Annotated in this window: 1 protein-coding gene and 1 pseudogene; both read right to left on the minus strand. The window is 41.5% G+C overall.

Going from position 1 to position 1930, the window contains the following annotated elements; all coding sequences use genetic code 11:
• Window positions 1-498: pseudogene (locus tag WBJ10_RS07655) on the minus strand (hypothetical protein); the annotation flags it as partial.
• A gap of 159 nt (window positions 499-657) precedes the next feature.
• Window positions 658-1413 (minus strand): DUF2490 domain-containing protein, encoded by a 756-nt coding sequence (locus WBJ10_RS07660; RefSeq protein ID WP_424288952.1) that lies wholly within the window; start codon window positions 1411-1413, stop codon window positions 658-660.
• Window positions 1414-1930 lie beyond the last annotated feature (517 nt).

Genomic DNA, 1930 nt, shown 5'->3' on the forward strand with positions numbered 1-1930 from the left:
TGTCCAGGGTGGGTTAGCTTCAAACACCATGGGTTTGATGATCGACTGCAGCATAAAATGCAGGTTGCTAAACTTATGGATCAGTGACTGTGAGAAAACAAATTCTTCATTTTGGGCCTTTTGCTGACGAATACCTATGCGGATTTCGTTGAAAAGAATCCCATAGATCATTTTCCCGATCCATTGAAAAATCGTTGTTTCAGGTAGGGATTTAACTGAATCATATCCCTGGAGAAATGAATTTTTTATCTCATTTTCTAAAGGCTCGATTCCAGCTTCATGGGTCGTGTTGGAACAAGGCAGCCTCATGTCCTTATAGGTCGACATGCTCTCATCAAGAAGCTTAAAAGGCTGATCTTCCAGTTTATATTCCTGCATCAGCCAAAGGGGGAAAACCGCAATCTCTTCATCAGAAGATTCCAGCTTCTCTCCGCTTAAAAAGCAGTATTGCTTACTAAAGTTAAGCTTGTCAAAAGGCTTGTAGAGTGTTTGCGGCATTGAGCGCAAAGGTATTAATCCCGTTTTGTTTATCAGGACTACTTTTGTTTCTATTTGGTAATTTTCCGGCCTTAATTTACCCTTTCAGTTTACTCCATTTTGTAATAGATTTTTCTAAACTCGGAAACCGGCTAGTCGGTTTGCGCTATTTGGGTAAGCTTAGAAACTCAAATTTGTAGAGATTATCAATCCGTTATTGAACTGAAACACGTTTCTTCCGTCAACTTCCCGGCCTAACTGTACAATCTGGCTTAGAAACCCGCCCTCTAAACGAACCTTAGGAGAAAATTTATAACCAAGTAAAAGCCCTAAACGATTCTGATCAAAAACATTTTCGTTTACATTTTTACCAAAACCAATAAAGACTTCATCGTAGACAGCAGCGTAGGGTGTTTGATCCGCCATTTCACGTCCCTTAAGTGGAATCTGTGCCCGATACATATATCTGAGCCTGTTGGTGTAAACATAATCATCTTCTTTTTCCAAAGAAGCGCTGCTGTATCTGCCAACCCAGCGCTGTTCGAGTATAAAGCGATGATTACTTTCTGCGATACCGAATTTGTTATTTAATAAGAGCATTTGATACGCCCGGTGTTCTGTGAATTGTTTTCCGAGATTATTTAGAGGGATATCACCATAATTGAAGGTCTCTGCCAGAGCATAGCCTGCGCGGATATTAACACCAGGGTGAACAAGCCTGTTGACCCCAACCCGAAATAGATTTTGCTGTGGGTCAGAAATAAGGTTATCTCTTCGCCATTGAAATTCTCCGGCAAGGCTCCACTTATCGTCAATTTTTAATGATGCAATAAAAGCGTACCAGCCGATATTGTTATTATCTTTTATTCTGGTGTTTTGGGAGTAAGATACGAGGCTAATTGAAACTAGAAACAGGAGTAGGGATGCTCTTTTCACGCGGCAATATGAAGTTATGAATTAACAGAATGCTCGCAATCTAATGGAATCTTTAAAAAGTGTAAAGGAAGGAGGGGTATTTTAATGGGATTGTTACTTAATACTCCAAATTCGGAAACGATCTTTAATAGGAAACGAAGCAAATCTGGTGGGCTTGCCATTCTCAAAGGTAACCCGGTGAAATCACATTGCTTTTTCCTGTTGATATTGGGCTAACGCCCTCCGTTGATATGAGGCAATCTTTTACCTCCAGCTAAAGCTGGAGGCAATTCAAGAGCGAGCGTACCGGAATTAATGCTGTGTATACGGTCGCAGGTATGTAGCCACGGGCTTCAGCCCGTGGTTTAGAGATAACTCCTTTTGAGGGCTTTAGCCCAACCAATTAATGTGAGTGTACGTGTCAACTCTCAACTCAACCCTTTCCCTCAAGCCATACCACCTTCAACTCCGGCGCATGTTCCTGAGTTAAAATCTCCCTATACAAATCCGGCCGCCTTGCTTTTAGATATCGGTTCCC

The sequence above is a fragment of the Daejeonella sp. genome (assembly GCF_049655485.1).
Classification (GTDB): domain Bacteria; phylum Bacteroidota; class Bacteroidia; order Sphingobacteriales; family Sphingobacteriaceae; genus Daejeonella.